The organism is Kitasatospora nipponensis (genome assembly GCF_039528135.1).
Lineage (GTDB): Bacteria > Actinomycetota > Actinomycetes > Streptomycetales > Streptomycetaceae > Kitasatospora > Kitasatospora nipponensis.
Genome location: NZ_BAAALF010000417.1, coordinates 1 through 1,864, shown reverse-complemented (window position 1 = coordinate 1,864; position 1,864 = coordinate 1). Strand labels below are relative to the sequence as shown.

The following is a 1,864-nucleotide window of genomic DNA, read 5'->3' as shown; positions in this document are numbered from 1 at the left end:
CGCCCCCACCAACCCGGCCGCTCCGGTGGCGCCGGCCGCGACGGCCGCGCCGACCACGACCCGTCCGGCCGCGCCCGGCACCCCGCGCAACACGCCGTCGCCGGGGCACGCCGTGCCGCCGACCGCGGGCGGCGCGGACCCCGTCGGCGGCACGCCCGCGCCGGGTGGCGGCAGCGCGCCCACCGGCGGTGGCGGCACTTCGGGAGCGGCGACGGGGAGCGCCGCGCAGTTCGCCCAGCAGGTGGTCGACCAGGTCAACGCGGAGCGGGCCAAGGTCGGGTGCAAGCCGCTGACCGTGGACGCTCGGCTGCAGTCCGTCGCGCAGGGCCACTCCGACGACATGGCCGCCCGCGACTACTACGAGCACGACACCCCCGAGGGCGTCGACCCGGGCACCCGGATGACCAACGGCGGTTACGCCTGGCAGAACTGGGGCGAGAACATCTACCGGAGTCCCCGGGACCCCGGCACCGCCATGACCGGGTGGATGAACAGCCCCGAGCACCGCGACAACATCCTCGACTGCACCTTCACGCAGACGGGCGTCGGCGTGAACCTCAGCGCGAACGGTCCCTGGTGGACCGAGGACTTCGCCCGGCCCCGGTAGCCCGGCGCGCCCTCGCGGCCCGGCCGGCCCCCTCGGCCCGGCGGGCGCCCTCCCCCCCCGATGGTGATCGCCCGTCGCGCCCGGCGTACGATTCCGGCGCCCGGCGCACCGTACGTACCTCCGTGCACCGCGCCTCGCGCCGGTGGGGGCCGCTCGGGACCTCCTCGGGATCCCGTGGGGACCTCGTGGGGACCTCCGGTCGGAAGCCGTCGGGCGATTTCCGTTATCCGGACCACCGCGCAGGGTCTTCCAGGTGCGGGGAGGAACGGGCCGGAACGAGCGAGGACTGCGAATGCGTGTGCACGGTGGGAGTGGTGCGGAGACGGTCGCCGCGGCGCAGGCCGGGGATGCGACGGCCCAGGAGCGGCTGATAGCCGATCACCTGCCGCTGGTCTACAACGTGGTCGGCCGGGCCCTGGACGGGCATCCGGACGTGGACGACGTGGTCCAGGAGACCATGATCCGGGTGGTCAACGCGCTGGACGGGCTGCGTGATCCCTCGTCGTTCCGGTCCTGGCTGGTCGCGGTCGCGATGAACGAGGTGCGGCGGCGCTGGACGGCCCGGCAGGCCGCGCCGGTCCCCGGGCTGCAGGAGCTGACCGAGGTCACCGACCCGGGCGCCGACTTCGTGGACCTGACGATCCTGCGGCTCGGCCTGTCCGGTCAGCGCCGGGAGGTCGCCGAGGCCACCCGCTGGCTGGACGAGCGCGAACGCGACCTGCTCTCGCTGTGGTGGCTGGAGGCCGGCGGCGAGCTCACCCGGGCCGAGCTGGCGGCATCCCTGGAGCTGACGCCCCAGCACGCCGCGGTGCGCGTGCAGCGGATGAAGGAGCAACTGGACGTGGCCCGCGCGGTGGTGCGCGCGCTCGCCATGGATCCGCCGTGCGCGGAACTGGCGGTGCTGACCGCGCCCTGGGACGGGCAGCCGGGCGCGCTGTGGCGCAAGCGGATGGCCCGTCACACCCGGTCCTGCCCGCACTGCGCGGGTCACCGCCGGGACCTGATGCCGGTCGAGGGGCTGCTCGCCGCGCTGCCGCTGGTGCTCCCGCCGCCGCACCTGGCCGCGCTCGCCCCGGTCGTGCCGTCCGCCGCGTCCGCGTCCGGGTCCACGTCCGCCACGGGTGCCGGGCACCCGTCGACTGCCGGGCACCCGTCGGCTGCGGCTCAGCACGGCGGCGCGGCGCAGCACGCGGGCGTGGCGCACCACGCGGGCGCGGCCCGGCACGCCGGCGCCGCTCATCCCGGGGGGGGGGGCCA

At 76.5% G+C, this 1,864-nt stretch carries 2 protein-coding genes; both read left to right on the top strand.

Going from position 1 to position 1,864, the window contains the following annotated elements:
* A partial coding sequence (locus ABD323_RS40795) for a CAP domain-containing protein (RefSeq protein WP_344447164.1) occupies nt 1-607 on the top strand: 607 nt, incomplete at its 5' end.
* A 292-nt stretch (nt 608-899) separates the two neighbouring features.
* On the top strand, nt 900-1,864 hold a 965-nt coding region (locus ABD323_RS40790; RefSeq protein ID WP_344447163.1), incomplete at its 3' end, for a sigma-70 family RNA polymerase sigma factor.